This is a genomic window from Brevibacillus choshinensis, assembly GCF_001420695.1.
GTDB lineage: Bacteria > Bacillota > Bacilli > Brevibacillales > Brevibacillaceae > Brevibacillus > Brevibacillus choshinensis.
Map to the genome: position 1 here is coordinate 1,201,916 of NZ_LJJB01000007.1, position 21,727 is coordinate 1,223,642.

A 21,727-nucleotide genomic window follows, 5' to 3' on the forward strand; every position below is an offset into this window, starting at 1 on the left:
TGCCCCTTTGTTTAAAGAGTTGCTGGCCAATGAGTATGTGTTTCCTCTGATGCTAGGCTTCGTATTTGGGATTCTTTGCAGGATCAACTTGCTGCGAACAGACTATCGGCAATACCCTACGTATCCACATGGGAAGATCATTCATGTCTCACTCGGTGTCATTGCATCGGCACTGGGGGCACTGGCCATTCCTGCTCTGCTCAAGGAAAACTATACGGCAGTTACGTTCCTGACAGTCGCAGCCCAGCAATTTCGTGATGTCCGCAACATGGAGCGTACCACTCTCAATGAGATTGACAAGCAAGAGCTCGTCCCGCGTGGCGGACCTTACATCGAAGGAATAGCGATGGTCTTTGAGGGGCGAAACTATTTGGTGATGTTTACGTCGTTGGTGACGACATCCGCGATGATCTTTTTTCATTGGTGGGGCGGTGTCATTGCAGGGGTGATAGCGCTAGCGATCTCACACAAGCTCAAGTCAGGCAAGACTTTAAAGCTGATCGTAGATGTGATACCGGCCCCTTTGCGAGTTGAAGGCAAGGACTTATACGTAGGGGACATCTACATCATGAATGTAGGGCTGCAGGAGTCGCAAAAAGTAATTCAGGAGCAAGGTATGGGATACATACTCGTGCCAAAGGACGCAAATGCGACGGTCACCATCGCCCATCCCGGCCAACGACAAGCGATTTTGCATGATGTGGCGACACAGCTGGGTGTTTACACTGATACGGGCGAGCCTTCCCTCACTCCGTTGGTGAAACGGGATCTCCATACGGGACGTTTAGGCGTCTTTCTTTTGCCACAGGTCAAAGACCCCGATCGTGCCCAGGCAGTCATTTATGCCGTACCGATATTGGAAAGTGTCTTCCGAATGCCGCAAAAGTCCAATGCAACTAAGCAGGAGGTGTAGATCATGCCCAGTACGATCTTGGCCGTGATCACCCTGAACAAGGAAAAGATAGCAGGTGGAGCACCTATCTTCATCGAGCCTGATAAAGAAAAAATGCAGCAAGTAGCGTTTACGCTGGAGAAGATTTTAGATGCGATGGTACATGAAGTGAGCGAGGATACCCTTATCATTGTTCGGCATAAGTAGTCTATGGTATGATTAGCTAATGAGAAAACCTTAACGGCGCGTATTCAGTGAGTAGCGACCCGCGATTGAGTGGAAGGTTTTTATGCGTATAGGAGTTTACAAGCTTATCTTGTACGTTCAAAAAGTAAATGAGAGAGAGTGTTGTTGATTATGGGATTGCCAGTGGTAGCCATTGTGGGGAGACCCAACGTGGGCAAGTCCACGATTTTTAACAGACTGATCGGCGAGCGCATCGCCATCGTGGAAGACATGCCGGGAGTTACCCGTGACCGATTGTACGGAAAAGGAGAATGGTTAACCCATACCTTTCATGTAATCGATACAGGTGGAATTGAGTTCGGTGAGACCGACGAGATTCTCACGCAAATGCGGTACCAGGCTGAGTTGGCTATTGATGAAGCAGATGTGATCATCATGATCGCAGATAGCCGAACGGGTGCTACAGACGCGGATGTAGAACTGGCACGTATGCTGAACCGTACAGGTAAACCAGTCGTGCTAGCGGTAAATAAAGCGGATAATCCGGAAATGCGTGCAGATATTTATGACTTTTATTCATTGGGATTGGGCGAACCGTTCCCTGTTTCCGGATCTCATGGTTTAGGTCTGGGGGACATGCTGGAAGAAGTCGTCCTGCATTTTCCGGCACAAGAGGATGAGGCATACGCGGAAGATCTCATCCGTATATCGATCATCGGACGCCCGAATGTAGGGAAGTCGTCTTTGACCAATGCCATTCTGGGAGAAGAGCGAGTGATAGTCAGTGAAGTGGCAGGTACGACAAGGGATGCCATCGATACGCCATTCGAACGTGATGGTCAAAGCTATATTCTCGTTGATACGGCTGGGATGCGCAAACGCGGAAAGGTTTACGAGAGCACAGAGAAATACAGCGTGATGCGTGCGATGCGTGCCATCGAGGATTCCGATGTGGTACTCGTCGTAATCAATGGAGAAGAGGGCATCATCGAGCAAGACAAGAAGATCGCTGGTTACGCACATGAGGCAGGCCGTGGCATCATGATCGTCGTAAACAAATGGGATGCGGTGGAAAAGGACGACAAAACCATGCAACGCTTTACGGAATTGATCCGTGAAGAGTTCAAGTATCTGGATTACGCACCGATCCTGTACGTGTCCGCCAAATCCAAGCAACGCGTTCACACGATTTTGCCTAAAGTGAATGAAATTTCCCAGGCACATGCGATGCGAGTACCGACGTCTGTCCTGAACGATCTGGTAACCGATGCGACCATTCGGACACCACCGCCATCTGACAGAGGAAAACGACTCAAAATCAACTATGCAACGCAGGCGACTGTGAAACCGCCGACGTTCATTTTGTTTGTCAACGATCCAGAACTTATGCATTTTTCCTATGAACGGTACATAGAGAACAAAATACGTGAGGCATTTGTTTTCGAAGGCACGCCTGTGCGTATTTGGACGAGGAAAAAAACGTAGGGAGAGGAAACCGCCATGGTGTTATTATCCTGGGTGATCAGTTACCTAATCGGTTCGATCAGCTTTAGTTATCTTATCGCCAAAAAAGTTGCAGGAATTGACATCCGTTCACACGGGAGCGGCAATGCGGGTGCTACGAATACGTTGCGAGTGTTGGGGAAAGGGCCCGGAATTGCTGTATTGATTCTGGATGCTCTAAAAGGTCTCGCGGCTATGGGGATTACTCACCTCATTACAGGGGATCCTACGGCATATGCGGTATCTGGTTTATTTGCGATCGCTGGTCACAACTGGCCGATTTTTTTCGGATTTCGCGGGGGGAAGGGCATTGCCACCACTCTTGGTGTAGCTCTGGGCTTCTCTCCCTTAGCTTTTCTTATAGGTGCCGTACTGGCAGTTATCCTGATCGCAGTGACTCGATATGTATCGCTCGGTTCATTAGTGCTTGTTACCGTTTTACCCATTGCTGTCTATGTGTTGGATAAGCCCATTGCTTTTTTCTGGACAAGCTTGATACTCGCAGTCTTCGCCTATGTTCGCCATTATAATAATATCCGAAATCTTTTTGCAGGGACTGAACGGAAACTGGGAGACAAATCACACCGCAAACTAGGCTAGCTCTGATCGGGATGTACTTTTAAGAGCGAGCGGTTGGAAAGTGGAGGGAGATCGATTGATTCAAAATGTTGCCGTAATTGGCGCAGGCAGTTGGGGAACTGCACTCGCTTCGGTTTTGGCGGATAACGGACATCAAGTCACACTCTGGGTGCGAAATGCCGAACAGGCTGAAAGCATTAATTCGAATCATATGAATGAAAAGTATTTGCCTGATGCCAAGCTCTCTGCAAGTATTGTAGCGACTTCGGATTTGAATGCAGCTGTTTCGGGAAAACCGGTCGTACTCCTGGCCGTTCCTTCCCATGCAATGCGACAAGTATGTCGTGATCTCGCTCCAATGCTGGCACAGGATGTCCTGCTCTTACACGCGGTAAAGGGCTTTGAGCTTGAAAGCCTCAAACGCATGTCTGAGGTCATGCACGAAGAATTGCCTAAGTCGATTGCTACAAGGCTGGCAGTGTTATCTGGACCGAGCCATGCTGAAGAAGTCGTGCGGCGCCAGCCAACAACGGTTGTCGTGGCTTCTGAATCCGAAGATAGCATGCTGCACGCGCAGGATTTGCTGATGAATGGCAACTTCCGCGTCTATACCAACCCTGATTTAGTTGGTGCAGAAATCGCGGGGGCTCTGAAAAATATCATTGCGCTCGGAGCCGGTATGTCTGATGGACTCGGTTTTGGGGACAACGCAAAGGCTGCTTTGTTGACACGCGGCCTCGCGGAAATTAGCCGATTGGGTCTGAAACTCGGAGCTTTACCGCCTACATTCTCAGGTCTGGCGGGGATTGGGGACCTGGTTGCGACCTGCACGAGCAAGCACAGCCGCAATTGGCGTGCAGGTTTTCTGCTCGGACAGGGGAAAAAGCTCGACGATGTTCTTGCCGAAATTGGGATGGTCGTAGAAGGAGTTCGCACGACGCAAGCTGCTAATGTGATCGCCAAGCGTGAAGATGTGGAAATGCCGATTACCCATGTCCTTTATGGAATTTTGTTTGAAGGTAAAGATCCGCGGCAAGGCGTGGAGCAACTGATGGGAAGACTAAAAACATATGAAATGGAGTACCTGAATCCGGATCATAAGTAGGTGTACGCCTCACACATTTAGGCTCCTGCACATACCATAGGATGTAAACATTGGTAGCAGGAGGAGGTCCATCATGAGTAATCCGTTTTCTGGTGGTTTTTTGGATCGCTTTAAAGGGAAGGGAGCAAATATCGACGAATCGAAGCTGCGTTCCTTGGCGAGCCAAATGAAAAAGAGCGATTTTGAAGATGAGGAAAAGCTCCGTCAAATCATCAAAACGCTAGCCACGCTTTCCGGCAAGCAACTGACAGCTGAGAAGGAAGATAAGATCATCGAGATGTTTTACAATCAAGAAATCAACATCCATGACATGTCGAGCCTGACAAAGCTCCTGAAATAAGAGAAATGGGCGATTATGCCCGTTACCTGATGGGAAAACCGTCATACAGTAACACTAGGAACAATCATGGCTCTACAGGGACATGGCTGACCTACAGAACAAAGAAAAAAAGAGGGATCTCATCCCTCTTTTTTTCGTTGCTTTGAACTGCTGTTGCCGACCGTTTGTGTCAGCAGATTCTGGACCAGAGGGGACTGCAGCAGACCCAGCAATTGACCGATGTCGATATTGCCTAGAGGATTGCTGTTTGTAGTCGACGTTTCCGGTTCTGGGGCCTCTTCAACCATTCTAGATGCTTCCGATGCTCCTTTTCGCTTCGAGGTCGGTTTCTCGGATGCGACTGGTTCTGTTTTTTCAGCGGGGCGCTTTCCGAAGTTTTCAAAGATCTCCATAGCCCCGTACAACGTATCCATCGTCTCTTCGACTTGACGGATGGTACTGCTGATTCCTTTAATGTTGTTGCGCATTTTGGATACAGACGTCCGCAGATCGACCGCTGGCACCACTTTCTTTGGTGTGACAGCTAAGGATACGTCTGTCAGCTGTTCACTCAGCTTCTTGCTGGGGATGGGTGCGTAGGGATTGCGCCATTTTCGATTACCGCTCACTTTGTTGCTCAATTGCTATCCCTCCAATGGGCGAATTCATCACGATAGTCTATGCGAATGTCCAGATGGAGGTTCGCAACCGTCAGACGGACACTGGCGAAGTATGGTATAATGAAGCAAAAAATGCAAAGGATGCTGTTTTTCCCGATGTATATTGATCCTATGACGAAGATGAACATCTCTCTGCTTGCCATTGGTCTGATGTTCGTCTGCAACCTGCTCATGATTTTTGCTAGGAAAATGAACAATGCTCTGCTGCGTTTTTTACTCAAAACGTGCGCTTTTTTGATGCTGATAGCGGTATTTGTCATGATCCTTATAGTCATTTTTGTGTAAGGAGAGGGAATGATGTCTCAATTAACGCTAGTGACTCGTGCTGGAGACCACGAATTGCCTGTGGAGCTGAACCAGTCCGTTGTCGCAGTCGCCAAAAAGCACAAGGTCGTATGGGGACATGCTTGCCAACGTGGGGTTTGTGCTCAGTGCCGTACGCTTGTTCTGGAAGGTGCTGAATACTTGAATGAAACGACCAAAGAAGAAAAGCTCCGACTACGTAAGGCAGAGCGCGCAGAAGGGTTCAGACTTGGCTGCCAGATTCAGATCGTCCAAGAGGGAGATGTAAAGCTCGCTCACCGGCCGTACTAACAGGAGATACAAGAAATGGGAAAAGTAACGTTTGTACCGAGTGGAAAAAGCATCAAGGCGCGGGCTGGACAAACGCTCGTCAGTGCTGCGGCTGCGGCACGAGTGGTCATTCCTCAACGCTGCGGAGGCCATGCCTCCTGTCTTATGTGCAGGGTGGTGCTGGAGAGTGGCGAATTGTCTGCACCCTCAGCATTGGAGCAAAGGAAGATGCCGGAGAAGGATTTAGATCAGGGAATCCGCCTCGGCTGTCAAGCAAAAGCAACGCAAAAGGATTGCGTCGTGCGAATCCCTGAAAATCGTTTGAAATCCGTCGTCCAGGCGGCTTTAGAACGGCAGCAGCGTGAGGAAAACGAAGATTAAGGTAAGAGGTGTACATACATAATGTGGCAATCATGGCGCAAATCGTTCAAGCTGATGGTGAGCTTGACCGTCGTATCCGTCCTTTTATCCGGTTGTTTGTATCCGGATGAACGAAAAGCGGAGAATCAAGTTCCAAGTACGTTTTACGTCGAAGCAACACAAAAAGCGATTGAGCAATTCCAGCATGATACGGCAGTTTTGCCCATCGTGACCAAGCAAATGGATACTCCTATTTTCGAAAAATACGAGATTGATTTTCGTAAAATGATTCCGAAATACATGCCGGATGTACCTGGTAACGCCTTTGAAAAAGGTGGCGTTTTCAAATATGTCTTGATCGATGTGGAGACAAAGCCGACCGTAAAATTGCTCCATCTAGGGGCGGTCAGTACGGTTGCCGATGTGCAGAGTGCGGTAGATCGCTATCGCAATTATTTTAACAAGCTACCTGTTCAGGATGACTTGGGGAATGGCTACTATTCCATTGATCACAAGGAAATTGGCGTAAAAACCTGGCAAGTGCCATCCACTCTTGGAAATTCCTTGCTTCCGCTCGTGATGAATGCAAAGGGAGAAGTGGGGATTGATTACGCCGCTGATATTGCTCAGCTTTTGCGAGATACGAAGGTGGAGGTACCGAAAAATACGGACCCTCGCTATGTATTTTCCCGTGAATCCATGTTTGTCCCGGCTAAATCTTTTCCATATGAATTGGTGAATGGAGAGCCAAGACTCTTAAAACTGTGAGAAAGAAAAAACGACTCGAAGCAGAGTCGTTTTTTTTGTTCTAGTTATCCCAAAAATACATATATTTGTACTGTCCACAAAACTAGTACGAGATTCCCGGGGAAAATACTGGCGGTCAGGGATAATTCGGAAAATCGGTCATAGTGTAAAAATAGACAAATAGAAGGAGGTCATCGATGGTGGAACGAGTCGACATCTTTAAAGACATTGCCGAACGGACGGGCGGAGATATCTACCTGGGAGTGGTAGGGCCTGTACGTACGGGAAAATCGACCTTTATCAAGCGGTTTATGGAGCAGGTCGTCATCCCGAATATTCAATCAGAAGCAGAGCGAATCCGTGCCACGGATGAATTGCCGCAAAGTGCTTCTGGCCGAACGATCATGACGACAGAACCAAAATTTGTTCCCAATCAGGCCGTCAATGTACATGTAACCGAAGGGCTCAGCATCAACGTCCGCCTCGTTGACTGCGTCGGCTATACGGTACAGGGTGCAAAAGGATTTGAAGACGACAATGGGCCACGCATGGTAAATACACCATGGTACGAGGAGCCGGTCCCATTTGAAGAAGCTGCTGAAGTAGGGACCCGCAAAGTCATTCAAGAGCACTCAACGATCGGGATCGTGGTCACAACAGACGGCAGCATCGCGGAAATTCCGCGAGTGGGATACATTGATGCCGAGGAACGAGTGGTCAATGAACTCAAGGAAGTAGGAAAGCCATTCGTCATTGTGGTCAACTCCACACGCCCTCGTTCAGATGAGGCGCAAAACTTGCGTGTGCAGCTGCAGGAAAAATACGATGTTCCTGTAGTAGCACTGTCCGTAGACCACATGACGGAACAAGAAATCCTGCTTCTCATGAGAGAAGTGCTGTTTGAGTTCCCGGTCCATGAAGTAAACGTAAATCTGCCTAGCTGGGTCATGGTGTTGGAGAATGGACACTGGCTCCGTCAGAACTACGAAGAAGCCGTACGTGAAACCGTGCAGGACATTCGCCGGTTACGCGATGTGGACCGTGTCGTCGGCTTTTTCAATGATTATGACTTCGTGGAACGGGCGTCCCTTGCAGGTATGCACATGGGCCAAGGTATCGCAGAAATCGACCTTTATGCTCCCGATGAGTTGTACGATCGCATCCTGATGGAGATCGTCGGAGTCGAAATCAACGGCAAGGATCACTTGCTGAAGATTATGCAGGAATTTTCTCATGCCAAACGCGAGTATGATCAAGTCGCCGAGGCCTTGCACATGGTCAGAAGTACAGGTTACGGAATCGCGGCTCCGTCACTGCATGAGATGACCTTGGACGAACCTGAACTTATCCGACAAGGACCTCGTTTTGGTGTCAGATTGAAGGCGACAGCACCTTCAATCCATATGATTCGCGTGGATGTCGAATCTGAGTTTGCTCCGATCATCGGCACGGAAAAACAGAGCGAGGAGCTTGTCCGCTACTTAATGCAAGACTTCGATAAAGATCCGCTCTCTATCTGGAATTCTGATATCTTCGGACGTTCGCTCCATTCCATTGTTCGCGAGGGAATCCAGGCGAAAATTACGATGATGCCAGACAATGCCCGCTACAAATTGCAGGAAACGCTGGGACGAATTATCAACGAAGGATCGGGCGGACTGATTGCGATCATACTCTAAAAATCAGGAGTAAAGTCCTATAAATAGAATTGAGAAATGAGGCATCCGATGTGACGGGATGCCTTTTTTTCTTGTATTTCGTTCAATTTCGACAGGAGGGGCTTGAATTTAAGAAATCGGTGTATTACTATAAGCTTGTCAGAACGGTAAAAACAACCAATCGTGTATAAAACGATTCGTTTCGGTTAAGAAAAATAGTAACGGGGACTTGGTGTTCTTTGAGGGGAGGTGAACAAGAATGAACAAAACAGAACTGATTGCAAAAGTGGCAGAAACCACAGAACTCACCAAGAAAGATGCAACCAAAGCAGTTGATGCGGTTCTCGACGCAATTGCTGATGCATTGAAAACAGGTGACAAAGTCCAACTGATCGGCTTTGGTAACTTCGAAGTTCGTGAGCGTGCGGCTCGTAAAGGTCGTAACCCTCAAACTGGTGAAGAGATCGAGATCGCTTCCAGCAAAGTACCTGCGTTTAAACCAGGTAAGCAACTCAAAGATTCCATCAAGTAATCGTCACATTCGTGATCGAAACACTTACATAAAAAAATCCACATTTCATCGATGTGGATTTTTTTCTGCCTAAAAGCACTTTACATAGGAAAACTATGTCAGATCTTTTTGTTTTTTTTGATTCAGTATGTTAAGATGGGCTTGTTTGTCTCAGGTTTCATCTTCATAGCGAAGAATATGAGTCTCAAAGTAGGAGGTACCATAATGAACGTCGATTTAGATAAAATACAGCAGGCCGTACGGATGATCCTGGAAGCAGTTGGTGAAAACCCGGATCGCGAAGGATTGCTAGATACTCCTAAACGTGTAGCGAAAATGTACGCCGAAGTTTTTGAAGGCATGCACATAAACGAACAAGATTATTTTGAAACCGTATTTAGCGAAGATCATGAAGAAATGGTTCTCGTAAAAGATATTCCGTTTTACTCGATGTGTGAGCATCATCTGGTGCCATTCTTCGGGAAAGCCCATGTGGCGTACGTACCCCGTGGAGGGCGTGTAGTCGGTTTGAGTAAACTTGCTCGTGCGGTAGATACGGTAGCTCGTCGACCACAATTGCAAGAAAGAATCACTTCGACTGTCGCGGATGCCATCGTGAAGAAGCTAGATCCTCATGGTGTTGTCGTCGTAGTGGAAGCCGAGCATATGTGCATGACGATGCGTGGAGTGAGAAAACCAGGCTCCAAAACGGTTACGTCAGCAGTACGTGGTATGTTTGAAAAAGATGCGGCTGCAAGAGCAGAAGTTTTCAGCTTGATTCGACCGTAAATCGTTTGAAAAAAACGGAAATTTTCTTGACGCTACAGGTAAATTATTGTATAGTCTAGATGTACGTCGGGATGTGGCGCAGCCCGGTAGCGCGCACCCTTGGGGTGGGTGAGGTCCAGGGTTCGAATCCCTGCATTCCGACCATCTACATAGTAAAGTCAGGAGCCTGAGATGGTCAGGCTTCTTTTTTTGTCTTTTCAATATGATTCCAATTTCGCTATTGGCTTCCTGTTCTTTCTTTTCTATAATAAGGGAGAGACAAGCGAGGAAAGGTTGTTAGTAGCCATGAATCTACCCGTATCGCTTCAGCCATATTTGAACCAACTATCCCAATCTTATGGTGCCAGTACGGCGCAGGCTGCTCTTCCTGCCGTGGATGAAGGAATGTTTTCCGACGTGCTGCAAGCCCAGCTCGCAGCGGGTCAACGAGTCATTGCAGCTGAAGAAATCATCGCAGAGCTAGATGGCTCTCCTGAGTGGAATTTTCCACAAGGAAGCTATGACAATCATGTGGATGACTCTACCTCTTTGAATGGCGCGATGAGTGGACGAGCTTCATTGTCTACCTCCGCAGTGCTAGAAAAAATTGATCGCATGGCTCGATCCATTGGTGTGGATAAAGATTTAGTACGAGAAGTTGTACGTGCAGAGTCTAATTTTAATCCATCTGCTGTTTCTCGTGCAGGAGCAAAAGGCTTGATGCAGCTCATGGATCCAACCGCACGAGCAATGAATGTGCGAAATGTCTATAATCCCGATGAGAATCTCGCAGGTGGTACCAAGTATTTAAAGAGCCTGTTGGACCGTTACGACGGCAATGTTAAGGTGGCTCTGGCTGCGTACAATGCAGGACCAGGACGGGTCAGCCGTCTGGGCATTGACAGTGACATGGAGTTAGAAGAAAAATATGACCAACTGCCACTAGAAACACAGCGCTATGTGGAAAAAATCATGAACAGATTGCAATCTGACCGGACATCATAGTAGTCAATGACACATAACGCATTGGCAAGGAGGAGTAGCAAGTGTCACAACCATCTGGATTCAACCAGGATTATTTCGTGGTGAAAGCAAAAGAAAACGGTGTTCATGTCATCGGCCTCACCAGAGGTTCCGATACCCGCTTTCATCATACGGAGAAACTCGATAAAGGCGAAGTCATGATTTTTCAATTTACCGAGCATACTTCTGCGATCAAAGTACGTGGGAAAGCCGTTATTTACTCCCACCACGGGACCATCGACACGACCGAATAAGGAAGACCTTTTACGCAAAAGCAGGCATAGCCTGCTTTTTTTGTTTGTACAATGATGGAGAGGAGGGATGTCTATGCCACGTAGACTCTTTGCGGCCATCACCGTTTCTGCCTTTTTGGCTCTGATGCTGTCACTTGTCCCGAGCGCAGGTTGGAAACAAACAGATGTTCCAACGTTTCAAGCTTCCCGCCCAATCCACCTGAGCGAGCAAAATGCTTTGGATTTGTTTACAACGGTGGCGACACATTATAATATTAAGCGTATAAAATGGGAAAATTCGTCGGTTTATGTCGATCTGGCAGTAAAACCTGCTGAAAAAGTAGAGCTAACTCACGTTTACCGGGATTTTTATAGCTTGACACACGATCTATTTACGTTCACGGATAACGTCAAACAGGTGTACTTCCGCATGCTGGAGGAAACGGACCAGCCAAAAGAGCAAAGACTGTTAGTTGCGATCGAATCCAGCAGTACAAATCAGGCTGCACATGGTAAGCCGCTCGATGAGTTAAATGATGTGGACAGCTATGTAAAAGGAGCGTTCTCGGTACGAATCGACCCGTATTTTTATGAGAGAATTAGTCCCTGATGATAGAAGTATGGTATGATGATAAGGACGGCCATTTGACCGGGCAGTACAGAAAGACCGACAGTGTACGGAACAGGCAGACATCATCAGGTTGTGCACAGCTTGTGGAGGAGGACGCATGAGCAAAGAACATACCCCCTATGTAGAAGAAGTTCGGTTGATCATCGAACAGATCTACAAGCGAAGTACCCATTCCTATGTAGAATATTACGTTGACGTTCCTTCCATGGCGGAGAATCGTCTGGCCTTGTTGTACCTTTTCTTAAAGGAACAAGGGATGACAAAAGAACGTTCTGTAATACTCTGCACAGCGACTGGACTTGTCCAATTGGGGTTGGACATTCATGAATACGTGAAAAATGATTACGAACGGACATTAGCAGCTGAGCGAAATCGACAATTGACCGTTTTGGCGGGAGATTACTATAGTGCTCGCTACTACTCGCTACTGGCTGAGGCCAGTGAGATTCAAGCCATTCAAGTATTGTCAGGTGCGGTTCAGAGCGTAAACGAGGCGAAAATGAAGCTGTACTTGGCAGGTAAGGATGGAAAGCTCCCGACTGACGAAGAGTACTGGGACCTGCGCAATACGATCGACACAGGCCTGTACGTCGCCGTGGTGGAGGCATACGCTGATTCCGATGAAAAGCGTCGCTTCTGGACGAACCTGATGAAGGAAACAGCGAAAGTAGAAAGCGTTATTGGGGAATGGGAGCAGTTGAAATGGCAAGAACAAGTTCCATTTGGTTTTGCCCGTTTTTTGCTGCAAAAACCAGGAACTACGCTTACGCAGGTGATGTCCGGGATTGAGCAGAAAGCGTTGGAGATGATCGGGCTGTGCGAGCAAATGGTCCGCACGCTTCACCCGGTGGAAACGCGCAATATGCTCGTTACGATGACAGCCCGTTACTCCCATCGGATTAACCGCCTGAAACGGGTTATTGAGGAGATGTAATCCAAGTGAACCAGACCCAAATGAATGAGAAGGCAGAGTACGTTCATTCCGTATTTGAGAGCATCGCGGATGAATACGACAAGATGAACAATGTCATCAGCTTTGGCAGCCATGTAGCTTGGCGTAATTACACCATGAAGCAAATGAACATCCAACCAGGTCAAAAAGCGCTTGATGTAGCGTGTGGTACGGCTGACTGGTCCATCGCACTCGCTCAGGCAGTCGGTAAAGACGGAAGTGTGATCGGCCTTGATTTTAGCCAAAACATGCTAGACGTAGGCGCTTACAAGGTGTCCCAAAAAGGTGTCGGACATATCGTCGATCTCGTAAATGGGGATGCGATGAAGCTTCCTTATGAGGACAATACTTTTGATTTTGCAACGATTGGTTTTGCTTTGCGGAATGTGCCGGATATTCAAATCGTGCTGAATGAAATGGCACGCGTGGTGAAGCCTGGTGGGAAGGTCGTGTCGCTCGAAGTGTCCAAGCCGCCCTTTATTCCTTATCGCAAGCTCTTTTACTTCTACTTCTATAATATCTTGCCACTGGTGGCGAAATGGACGGTAAACAAGTACGAGCAGTATGCATGGTTACCGAAATCACTGACCAATTTTCCAGATAGTCGTGAGCTCGCTCGTATGTTTCAAGAGGCTGGCCTAGATCCTGTCCAAGTCAAGCTGTTCATGGGTGGAGTATCAGCATTGCATATCGGTATTAAACCATAATGTATCAGCAGCCTCCGACCAGCAGATAATTGCTTTGTCATCCAAGATCGGGTAGGATGCTTCTGGTATTTCTTCAGTGGATAGGAAGTGTATTATATGAGTCTTCGTAAATTGAAAATTATTTTGGAAATGATTAAGTTCGAACATTCCCTTTTTGCTTTGCCATTTGCTTTCATGGGCGCGGTTTTGGGTAATATTGTAATAGAGAAAGCTTGGCCCACCTGGATGGAAATCTTTTGGGTCACGGTCGCCATGGTAGGAGCACGCAGCGCTGCCATGTCTTTGAACCGAGTGATCGACCGTGTCATCGATGCGAAAAACCCGCGGACTGCGAATCGAGCGATACCTGCAGGATTGATTTCGATTGTGGAAGTCATCTTGTTTATCGTTGTTTCCTTCGCAGTGCTTTTCATTGCCGCGTTCCAATTAAATGATTTGGCTGTGAAGCTGTTGCCTCTCGCCGTATTCGTCCTGGTCTTGTATTCTTATACAAAACGCTTTACCTGGCTTTGCCACTTTGTCTTAGGGGTAGCCATCGGTTTTGGCCCACTGGGTGGATGGGTAGCAACGACAGGGCAAGTCGATGGAATCGGACTCTTATTGTTTGTATCTGTTCTGTTTTGGACAGCAGGGTTTGATATCATTTACGCATGTCAGGATAGTGAGTTTGACCGAAATGAAGGCTTGTTCTCGATGCCGAGTCGATTTGGCGTTGCCAATGCGTTGGTAGTTGCTCGGATCTGTCACATTATCACGTTTGTCGGTCTCATGTCCCTATACGTGGTGGCAGACTTGTCCATCTGGTTCTTGCTTGGAGTATTGATCTCCGGTGCGATACTGATTTATGAGCACACCCTTGTGAAACCGACAGATTTGTCCAAACTGGATGTTGCTTTCTTTAGTATGAATGGGATCTTGAGTGTGGTCATGTTTGCGTTCACCATGATTGATCTGGTGATCTCATGAGTCAGCAAAAGTGGGCTGTCGGAATTACGGGGGCGAGTGGAGCCATATATGGCGTTCGGCTCGTGCAGGAACTGCTACGCGCCGGACATATCGTACATCTCATCATTACGGAAGCAGGCTGGCAGGTCTTTCACGATGAGCTGGATTGGGAGACAGACGACCGCCCAACATTTCTTCAGGAGAAGTTGAAACAAGATTTTTCCGGAGAACTGCATTACTGGGGGTTGCGTGATTTCAATTGTCCAGCAGCAAGCGGTTCCTATCGTTGTGATGGCATGATCGTTGTTCCTTGTTCGATGGGGACGGTCTCGGGGATCGCTCACGGTGCTTCTGGCAACCTGCTGGAGCGTGTTGCTGATGTGATGATCAAGGAAGGGCGCCGGTTAGTCCTTGTTCCGAGAGAGACCCCGCTGAATGCCATCCATTTGGAGAATATGCTTCAGCTAAGTCGTTTGGGAGTCAAGATTCTGCCAGCGATGCCTGGCTATTATCAAAAGCCGCAGACGATGGATGACTTGATCAACTTTGTCGTAGGAAAAGCTTTGGATGCAATCGATGTACCACACTCGCTGTTTCGGCGTTGGGGGGAGTAGAAGCATGCAAAAGTCCTTGCGAATTGGACAGATCCTGTATACGAATGTACTTCCGGTTTATTTCTATTTTGATCAGGAGCGTTTCGAAGACCGTATCGAGTTCATTCGTCAAGTACCTGCCCAGTTGAATCAAGCAATGGCACGTGGTGAGATCGATGTAGGTCCCATCTCTTCCTTTAGTTATGCAGAGCATGCCTCCCACTATGTAGCGTTGGCGGACTTGTCCGTCAGCGCGAAAGGGAGAGTAGGCTCCCTTTTCTTATTCAGCAAAAAGCCGATTGAACAGTTGGATGGTGCTAAAATTGCCATGACCAATACATCGGCTACGACAGTCAATCTACTGAAGATCATTCTCCATAAGTTTTACGGTTATGAGATTTCTTACGTTACACAAGAGCCGGAGCTGGAACAAATGTTACTGGATTCTGATGCGGCTCTGCTGATTGGTGACGATGCGATCCAGGCAGTGAGAAATGGTGGACCCCTCCACGTTTACGATCTTGGAGAGTTATGGCATCAGTTCACGGGCTATTCCATGACTTTTGCGGTTTGGGCCGTGCGCAAGGAAGTGCTGGCCGAACACAGTGGACTCTTGGCGGATGTCCATGCTTCCTTCTTGGCTAGCAAAGAAAAGACGCGACAAAACACAGGGCCGCTCATTGAGTATGTCCATACCCATCATGGGGGAGACATGCAGGAATGGACCCGTTATTTTCAAGGCTTGCAGCATGATTTCGGCGACGAACAGCGGATTGGACTGGAGTATTACTACCGATGCGCGGCGGAGCTGGGACTTCTACCAGCACCAGCAACCGTCGACCTCTGGCAGGCTGGTGGGCGGCAGACCAATACTACGTTGACGAGATAGGTGGAACGGATGAACCTAGTCGATATTTACTTCAAGATGAAAAAGGACGTCCAGTATATTGAAGATGAGCTGGAAAAATCGATTGATACAGACATGCGAGAGCTGAACCAATCCTCTACGCATCTTCTAAAGGCAGGGGGAAAACGGATTCGTCCTGTTTTCGTGCTGCTCGGTGGAAAATGGGGCGAGTATGATGTGAAAAAGCTAAAGCATGTGGCAGTTCCGCTTGAGCTGATTCATATGGCATCACTCGTTCATGATGATGTAATCGACGATGCAGATAAGCGGCGTGGTAAAGATACTGTGCGGATGAAATGGGACAATAAAGTGGCGATGTATGCAGGGGATTACATCTTTGCACGTGCGTTAGCGATCGCAGCACAGTTGCCGATCCCTCAGATGCACCAAATTTTGTCTAATGCGATGGTAGAGTTGTGCAAGGGTGAAATTGAACAAGTAAAGGATCTGAACAACTGGAACCAAAACTTCCGAACCTATTTGCGCCGGATCAAACGGAAAACAGCCTTATTGATCGCGATTAGCTGCCAATTAGGTGCAGTGGCAAGTGGGGCGAGTGAAGAGCTCATTCGGAAAATGTACTGGTATGGGTATAATGTAGGAATGGCTTTCCAGATTACGGATGATATTCTCGACTTCACGGGGACTGAGAAACAGCTCGGCAAACCAGCGGGAAGTGATCTTGTCCATGGAAACATTACATTGCCTGCGCTCTACACGGCTCACTTTGGACGGTCGCGTGATCGTTTCCAGAGCTGGATTGCAGACCAGACTTTCTGGGATCATGTCGATGAAGCCATTCAATTAGTGCGTTCGGACGAAGGAATCGCATTCTCGCAACAGCTGGCAGAACGATATATTGCTCGTGCGCATGCGATTTTGGCCGATTTACCAAACAATCAAGCGAAGACTTCATTGACCGGTATCGCTGATTTTATCATCGAACGTAAATTTTAATGGTTTTTTAACCGTGTGACTGTTGCTTGACCCCTTTTCTTTTGATAAAATTTTCGTTGGTGTGGGATACACCAATACATAGCTCTAATGGAGGCATACTTACAATGGAAAAAACATTCCTTATGGTAAAACCAGATGGCGTACAACGTAACTTGATCGGGGAAATCGTTTCCCGTTTTGAGAAAAAAGGATATCAACTGGTAGGCGCGAAGCTGATGACTGTTAGCCGCGAGCTGGCTGAAGAGCATTATGCTGAACACAAAGAGCGTCCTTTCTTCGGAGAACTGGTAGACTTCATCACTTCCGGTCCTGTATTTGCAATGGTATGGCAAGGTAACAACGTAATCACAACTGCACGCGCAATGATGGGCAAAACAAACCCAGTTGACGCTGCTTCCGGAACCATCCGTGGCGACTTCGCTACTTCCGTTGGCATGAACATCATCCACGGTTCCGATTCCCCAGAAAGCGCTGAGCGTGAAATCGGCCTCTGGTTCTCTGCTGATGAAGTTCTTTCTTTTGAAAAAACAATCCAACGCTGGATCTAAGCAGTGCTTTGAAAAACCCCGGTCTCGGGGTTTTTTCATTTTTTCGCCATAATACCCCAAGTGCGAGATAGGAATTTGACGAAAAATAGCGAATCAAGATAGGGTCAAGTTGTTTAAAGGGGTAGATTCCAATGGAAGATAAGGACTTTCTTCAATTTATCGCTAACGTTAAAAAAATGACCGGAATTGACCTTGCCCTCTACAAGGAAGCACAAATGAAGCGCAGGTTGACTTCCCTGCGTGTGAAAAGGGGCTTCCAATCGTTTTCTCAGTATTTCGATGCCATTTCGAAAGACAAAGTTCTCTTTTACGAGTTCTTGGATCGAATGACGATAAACGTATCCGAATTTTTCCGCAATCCTGGCAGGTGGGAAGTACTCGAAAATAAGATCTTGCCACGACTGGCGAAACAATCGCCTCGGATCAAATGCTGGAGCGCTGCTTGTTCTACGGGAGAAGAGCCATACACGCTTTCGCTGATCTTGCTGCGCAAACGGTTAGAGGCAAGTGTACTGGCATCGGATATCGACGAAGGAGCCATTTCAAAGGCAAAGCAAGGGGTCTACACGGATCGATCTTTACAAGACTGTCCGAAAGACTTGGTTGCCAAGTACTTTGCAAAGGACACTCTCAGCTACCGAATATCAGACGAAGTGAAAAATCGTGTGACTTTCAAAAAGCATAACCTTTTGGCGGATACTTTTGATTCGCAATTCGATCTTATCATTTGCCGCAATGTGATGATTTACTTTACGGAAGAGGCAAAGCATGAGCTGTACCATAAATTTAGTCGTGCACTCAAACCAGGCGGTGTGTTGTTCGTAGGAAGCACGGAGCAAATCTTCCAGCCGCAACAATATCAGCTGGAGACAGAAGATACTTTCTTTTATCGAAAAATGGGATGATTCCTTGCGCTTAGTGGTATATCTCTGCCCTTTTTTCCCAAGAATAGAAATACCGATGTTCATTCAGGGGGGCAGCAGATGGATAAACACAAGGTCATTGAAGCATATCGCCGCGGTCTCATCACTTTACAAGAGTGCGGACAAATTCTGGGGGCAGAGAAAACACAGCTGGACGACCTGTTGAGGGTAGACCATTCTCGTAAACCGTTAGGCTCTAATCCCTTTTTAATCGTGGATCATTTCTAAACGTGTAAGATCGATAAGCAGGAATGCTTTGGTTTTCTTATCAGCGCCAAGACGTAATGTAGCGCTTCTCCCACTCGGAGGGGCGTTTTTCCTGTAAAAGGCGAGGAATTCAATTAGTTTGAGACTTTGGTATTTCCACCGGGTAATAGGTATGATATTATAGCGCTTAAAAGTGATAAAGGACAGCGTCCCGTTAGTGTGTATGGAAAGAACTGGGGGATAGGGCTGCCTGGAGGATGGAGGAAGCGAGAAATGCGTTACTTGACAGCAGGAGAGTCTCACGGGCCGCAGTTGACGGCGATCATTGAGGGCGTGCCGAGCAATTTGCCGATTTCGGTTGAGGCGATCAACGAGCAACTGGGTCGTCGCCAAAAGGGTCACGGTCGCGGAAGAAGGATGCAAATTGAAAAGGACCAAGTGAAAATCCTATCGGGTGTACGCCATGGCTATACAACTGGGGCACCGATTACACTGGTCGTCGAAAATAAAGACTGGACGCATTGGCAAGGAATCATGAGTGCAGAGCCAGTTGAAGGGGCAGAAGAAAAACGTCGCGTGTCCCGCCCTCGTCCTGGTCATGCGGATTTGAACGGTGCGATCAAATATCATCAACGTGATATGCGAAATATTCTGGAACGTTCCAGTGCACGTGAAACAACGATCCGTGTAGCCGTTGGAGCGGTTGCTCGTCAGTTGCTCGTAGCGTTCGGCATCCGTTTGGGCGGACAAGTTCTGCAAATTAACGAAGTGGTAGCAAAACGGGAAAATGTAAGCCTGGATGAACTGATTGCTCGTACAGAAGAGTCGCCAGTTCGCTGTTTGGATAAAGAAGCAGAACAACGTATGATGGCAGCGATCGATAAAGCGAAAGAGGACGGAGATTCTCTCGGTGGTATCGTAGAAGTCATCGTCGAAGGAGTACCGATCGGGCTGGGATCACATGTCCAGTGGGACCGCAAGCTGGACGGACGTCTGGCACAAGCGATCATGAGCATCCAAGCGTTCAAAGGGGTAGAGATCGGCATCGGTTTCGAAGCAGCTGGACTTGCTGGTTCTCAAGTACATGATGAAATCGTTTGGAACGAAGAAACAGGCTACAGCCGTAAATCCAATCGTGCGGGTGGATTGGAAGGCGGTATGACAACAGGTATGCCGGTTGTTGTTCGCGGTGTGATGAAGCCAATTCCGACCTTGTACAAGCCGCTGATGAGTGTGGATATCGACTCCAGAGAGGCGTTTTCGGCGAGCATTGAACGTTCTGACAGCTGTGCTGTTCCAGCAGCGAGTGTTGTGGCAGAAGCCGTCGTAGCTTGGGAAATTGCCCATGCTATGTGTGAGAAGTTCCCGTCCGATTCGATGGATGATATGGTGGAGAATGTTCGCCAATACCGTGCATACACGGAGAAATTCTAATGAAACACGAGACCCTGACGGTAGAATTAGGAGAGCGTTCGTATCCCATCGTCATTGGTGAAGGCTTGTTGCAGCAGGCTCCGAAGCTGCTGCAACAAGCAGGAGTCTCCTCCAAGAGTCAGTTGCTTATTGTAACGGATGAGCATGTGGCAGGTCATTACTTGCAGCAGCTACTCGATGTTTTAGCGGTGGCTGGCTATCGAGCGACAGCGAGTGTCGTCGCTGCGGGGGAACAATCCAAGAGCTTGGCAGTATACGAACGGATCATGACGGAAGCAATCCAGGCAGGGCTGGATCGTAAATCAGCGATTTTGGCTCTGGGTGGAGGCGTAGTTGGCGATTTGACTGGCTTCGTTGCTGCTACCTATATGCGTGGAATTGATTTTGTGCAGCTCCCGACGACATTGTTGGCTCACGATAGCTCAGTAGGCGGGAAGGTCGCGATTAATCACCCATTAGGGAAAAATTTGATTGGTGCCTTCCATCAGCCGCGCGTCGTGATCTATGACACGTCAGCACTCCACTCCCTCCCGAAAAGAGAAGTGGCTGCGGGCTTCGCAGAGGTGGTCAAGCATGGATTGATCTCTGACGAAGCGTTTGTAGACTGGTTGGAGGAGCACGCTGATCGTCTGTGGGATCTGGATTCAGAATTGTTGGCAAAAGCCATTCAACGCGGTTGTGCTGTCAAGGCAGCGATTGTGTCAGAGGATGAAACAGAGCAAGGACAACGGGCCCTGCTCAACCTAGGACATACGTTTGGCCATGCCTTTGAAGCATTGAGTGCCTATTCTGTCCTCAACCACGGTGAGGCCATCTCGATTGGGATGTGCCTGGCTGCAAAGGTTGCAGAACGAGTCGGACTGGCGGAAAAGGGTGTTTATGAGCGGACAGAGAAAGTCCTTCGTTTGTACCATCTCCCGACGAAATGGCCAGGCGATTTGCCACCCGAAGCCGTGCTGGATGCGATGAAAAGAGACAAAAAAACGGTAGGCGGCAAGCTCGCTCTTGTTTTGCCACGTGCAATTGGGCAAGTAGAAGTTGTAAAAGACATCGATGAAGAGATTATTTTGACAGTGATGCGAGAAGAAGTGGAGGCTTAACAATGGGAATGAGAGGAATCAGAGGAGCAATTACAGTAGAGGCGGACACACGCGAGGAAATCGTGTCCTCGACCAAGTTGCTGTTGCAAGAAATGGTTAGTCGTAACGAAGTGAATCCAGAGGATATCGGCAGCGTCATAATTACGACGACCGAGGATCTGAGCGCGACGTTTCCTGCGCAGGCAGCACGTATGCTAGAGGGTGAGGCTTGGCAGTACGTTCCTCTCATGTGTGCGAGAGAAATTCCGGTACCAGGCGGATTGCCTCTTTGTGTGCGGGTCATGATGCACGTAAACACAGAGAAAACAGCAAAAGACATTCATCACGTATTCTTGCGGGACGCAGTCAAGCTCCGTCCTGACCTGACAAATCGGTAGTTGACATTCTGGGCGCTCTCTTTTACGATAAGTGAAACGAGAGCGCCTCGTTTAAAGGTCACATGAATCACCGGCTGAGAGCAGAGCAAGTAGAGCAGAGTTGAGATGAGTTAGGTTGAGGAGAGAAGAGCAGGCTGGGTATAGTTGTACGCCCATTCCAGTGCTCGCACTGGTTTTTTTATGAAAAACCAATATATGTTTTTCATAAAACTTGATCGTGGCCCAGGTGGTCACCAAGTAACGGTCCTGCCGTTATTTGCATAAGAATTCTCCCCCTACCTCTCGCTCTAGACAGCGGGTAGGAAAGAG

The 21,727-nt window shown here is 48.0% G+C and carries 29 protein-coding genes and 1 tRNA gene; 29 read left to right on the top strand and 1 reads right to left on the bottom strand.

The features are described from left to right. Positions 1-7: 7 nt before the first annotated feature. The 6 genes from AN963_RS05795 (at position 8) to AN963_RS05820 (ending at position 4,605) form a co-directional block, all read left to right on the top strand. Entirely contained in the window at positions 8-913 is a 906-nt protein-coding gene (locus AN963_RS05795) for a YIEGIA family protein (protein WP_055744464.1), read from the top strand. Between the two features lie 3 nt (positions 914-916). After that, positions 917-1,099, top strand: coding sequence for a capping complex subunit for YIEGIA (locus tag AN963_RS05800; RefSeq protein ID WP_055743576.1), 183 nt, complete (start codon positions 917-919; stop codon positions 1,097-1,099). Between the two features lie 150 nt (positions 1,100-1,249). Then, positions 1,250-2,563: a ribosome biogenesis GTPase Der gene (gene der, locus AN963_RS05805; protein WP_055744465.1), complete on the top strand. Its 1,314-nt coding sequence runs from the start codon at positions 1,250-1,252 to the stop codon at positions 2,561-2,563. 15 nt (positions 2,564-2,578) lie between these two features. Beyond that, a complete protein-coding gene (plsY, locus tag AN963_RS05810) occupies positions 2,579-3,181 on the top strand; it encodes a glycerol-3-phosphate 1-O-acyltransferase PlsY (RefSeq protein ID WP_055743577.1) in 603 nt (200 codons plus the stop codon). A 55-nt stretch (positions 3,182-3,236) separates the two neighbouring features. Further along, a complete protein-coding gene (locus AN963_RS05815) occupies positions 3,237-4,265 on the top strand; it encodes an NAD(P)H-dependent glycerol-3-phosphate dehydrogenase (RefSeq protein ID WP_055743578.1) in 1,029 nt (342 codons plus the stop codon). A 73-nt stretch (positions 4,266-4,338) separates the two neighbouring features. Then, entirely contained in the window at positions 4,339-4,605 is a 267-nt protein-coding gene (locus AN963_RS05820; protein WP_055743579.1) for a stage VI sporulation protein F, read from the top strand. Between the two features lie 119 nt (positions 4,606-4,724). Here the strand turns inward: AN963_RS05820 and AN963_RS05825 are convergent, their stop codons facing one another. After that, complete coding sequence (locus AN963_RS05825) at positions 4,725-5,225, bottom strand: hypothetical protein (RefSeq protein WP_055743580.1); 501 nt, start codon at positions 5,223-5,225, stop codon at positions 4,725-4,727. A gap of 135 nt (positions 5,226-5,360) precedes the next feature. Between AN963_RS05825 and AN963_RS05830 the strand changes: the two genes are divergently transcribed. From AN963_RS05830 to aroH, 23 genes are all read left to right on the top strand, one after another. Next, on the top strand, positions 5,361-5,549 hold the full coding sequence (locus AN963_RS05830; protein WP_055744466.1) for a DUF2768 family protein: 189 nt from the start codon (positions 5,361-5,363) through the stop codon (positions 5,547-5,549). Positions 5,550-5,561: 12 nt separating this feature from the next. Beyond that, the gene (locus AN963_RS05835; protein ID WP_055743581.1) at positions 5,562-5,858 is read left to right on the top strand and encodes a 2Fe-2S iron-sulfur cluster-binding protein; all 297 of its coding nucleotides are present in this window, start codon (positions 5,562-5,564) and stop codon (positions 5,856-5,858) included. A gap of 15 nt (positions 5,859-5,873) precedes the next feature. Continuing rightward, positions 5,874-6,218 carry a 2Fe-2S iron-sulfur cluster-binding protein gene (locus AN963_RS05840; protein ID WP_055743582.1) on the top strand — a complete coding sequence of 115 codons (345 nt, stop codon included), beginning with the start codon at positions 5,874-5,876 and terminating at the stop codon, positions 6,216-6,218. Positions 6,219-6,239: 21 nt separating this feature from the next. Beyond that, positions 6,240-6,965, top strand: coding sequence for a hypothetical protein (locus AN963_RS05845; RefSeq protein ID WP_055743583.1), 726 nt, complete (start codon positions 6,240-6,242; stop codon positions 6,963-6,965). A gap of 179 nt (positions 6,966-7,144) precedes the next feature. Continuing rightward, the gene (gene spoIVA, locus AN963_RS05850) at positions 7,145-8,623 is read left to right on the top strand and encodes a stage IV sporulation protein A (RefSeq protein ID WP_055744467.1); all 1,479 of its coding nucleotides are present in this window, start codon (positions 7,145-7,147) and stop codon (positions 8,621-8,623) included. A gap of 238 nt (positions 8,624-8,861) precedes the next feature. Further along, a complete protein-coding gene (locus AN963_RS05855; RefSeq protein WP_005831316.1) occupies positions 8,862-9,134 on the top strand; it encodes an HU family DNA-binding protein in 273 nt (90 codons plus the stop codon). Positions 9,135-9,335: 201 nt separating this feature from the next. Further along, positions 9,336-9,902, top strand: coding sequence for a GTP cyclohydrolase I FolE (gene folE, locus AN963_RS05860; protein WP_201783738.1), 567 nt, complete (start codon positions 9,336-9,338; stop codon positions 9,900-9,902). A 67-nt stretch (positions 9,903-9,969) separates the two neighbouring features. After that, a tRNA-Pro gene (locus tag AN963_RS05865) sits at positions 9,970-10,046 on the top strand. Between the two features lie 141 nt (positions 10,047-10,187). Further along, positions 10,188-10,886, top strand: a complete 699-nt coding sequence (locus AN963_RS05870; protein WP_055744468.1) for a lytic transglycosylase domain-containing protein — start codon at positions 10,188-10,190, stop codon at positions 10,884-10,886. Positions 10,887-10,927: 41 nt separating this feature from the next. Then, a complete protein-coding gene (gene mtrB / locus AN963_RS05875; protein ID WP_055743585.1) occupies positions 10,928-11,158 on the top strand; it encodes a trp RNA-binding attenuation protein MtrB in 231 nt (76 codons plus the stop codon). 73 nt (positions 11,159-11,231) lie between these two features. Next, positions 11,232-11,747 carry a hypothetical protein gene (locus AN963_RS05880; protein WP_055743586.1) on the top strand — a complete coding sequence of 172 codons (516 nt, stop codon included), beginning with the start codon at positions 11,232-11,234 and terminating at the stop codon, positions 11,745-11,747. A 118-nt stretch (positions 11,748-11,865) separates the two neighbouring features. Further along, complete coding sequence (locus AN963_RS05885) at positions 11,866-12,702, top strand: heptaprenyl diphosphate synthase component 1 (RefSeq protein WP_055743587.1); 837 nt, start codon at positions 11,866-11,868, stop codon at positions 12,700-12,702. A gap of 5 nt (positions 12,703-12,707) precedes the next feature. Next, the gene (locus tag AN963_RS05890; protein ID WP_055743588.1) at positions 12,708-13,427 is read left to right on the top strand and encodes a demethylmenaquinone methyltransferase; all 720 of its coding nucleotides are present in this window, start codon (positions 12,708-12,710) and stop codon (positions 13,425-13,427) included. A gap of 96 nt (positions 13,428-13,523) precedes the next feature. Next, complete coding sequence (locus tag AN963_RS05895) at positions 13,524-14,393, top strand: UbiA-like polyprenyltransferase (RefSeq protein WP_055743589.1); 870 nt, start codon at positions 13,524-13,526, stop codon at positions 14,391-14,393. Continuing rightward, positions 14,390-14,986, top strand: a complete 597-nt coding sequence (locus tag AN963_RS05900; protein WP_055743590.1) for a UbiX family flavin prenyltransferase — start codon at positions 14,390-14,392, stop codon at positions 14,984-14,986. The genes AN963_RS05895 and AN963_RS05900 overlap by 4 nt, the downstream gene beginning before the upstream one ends. Positions 14,987-14,990: 4 nt before the next feature. Next, positions 14,991-15,854 carry a menaquinone biosynthetic enzyme MqnA/MqnD family protein gene (locus tag AN963_RS05905; RefSeq protein WP_055743591.1) on the top strand — a complete coding sequence of 288 codons (864 nt, stop codon included), beginning with the start codon at positions 14,991-14,993 and terminating at the stop codon, positions 15,852-15,854. Between the two features lie 9 nt (positions 15,855-15,863). Further along, complete coding sequence (locus AN963_RS05910) at positions 15,864-16,829, top strand: polyprenyl synthetase family protein (RefSeq protein ID WP_055743592.1); 966 nt, start codon at positions 15,864-15,866, stop codon at positions 16,827-16,829. A 104-nt stretch (positions 16,830-16,933) separates the two neighbouring features. Then, positions 16,934-17,377, top strand: a complete 444-nt coding sequence (gene ndk, locus AN963_RS05915) for a nucleoside-diphosphate kinase (protein ID WP_055743593.1) — start codon at positions 16,934-16,936, stop codon at positions 17,375-17,377. Positions 17,378-17,508: 131 nt separating this feature from the next. Next, positions 17,509-18,282 carry a CheR family methyltransferase gene (locus AN963_RS05920; RefSeq protein ID WP_055743594.1) on the top strand — a complete coding sequence of 258 codons (774 nt, stop codon included), beginning with the start codon at positions 17,509-17,511 and terminating at the stop codon, positions 18,280-18,282. A 78-nt stretch (positions 18,283-18,360) separates the two neighbouring features. Next, positions 18,361-18,528: a hypothetical protein gene (locus tag AN963_RS31440; protein ID WP_169791909.1), complete on the top strand. Its 168-nt coding sequence runs from the start codon at positions 18,361-18,363 to the stop codon at positions 18,526-18,528. A 252-nt stretch (positions 18,529-18,780) separates the two neighbouring features. Further along, positions 18,781-19,941 (top strand): chorismate synthase, encoded by a 1,161-nt coding sequence (aroC, locus tag AN963_RS05925; RefSeq protein WP_055743595.1) that lies wholly within the window; start codon positions 18,781-18,783, stop codon positions 19,939-19,941. Continuing rightward, entirely contained in the window at positions 19,941-21,041 is a 1,101-nt protein-coding gene (gene aroB, locus AN963_RS05930; protein WP_055743596.1) for a 3-dehydroquinate synthase, read from the top strand. Before aroC ends, aroB begins: the two co-directional genes overlap by 1 nt. Positions 21,042-21,043: 2 nt before the next feature. Then, positions 21,044-21,418, top strand: a complete 375-nt coding sequence (gene aroH / locus AN963_RS05935; protein WP_055743597.1) for a chorismate mutase — start codon at positions 21,044-21,046, stop codon at positions 21,416-21,418. Positions 21,419-21,727: the final 309 nt, after the last annotated feature.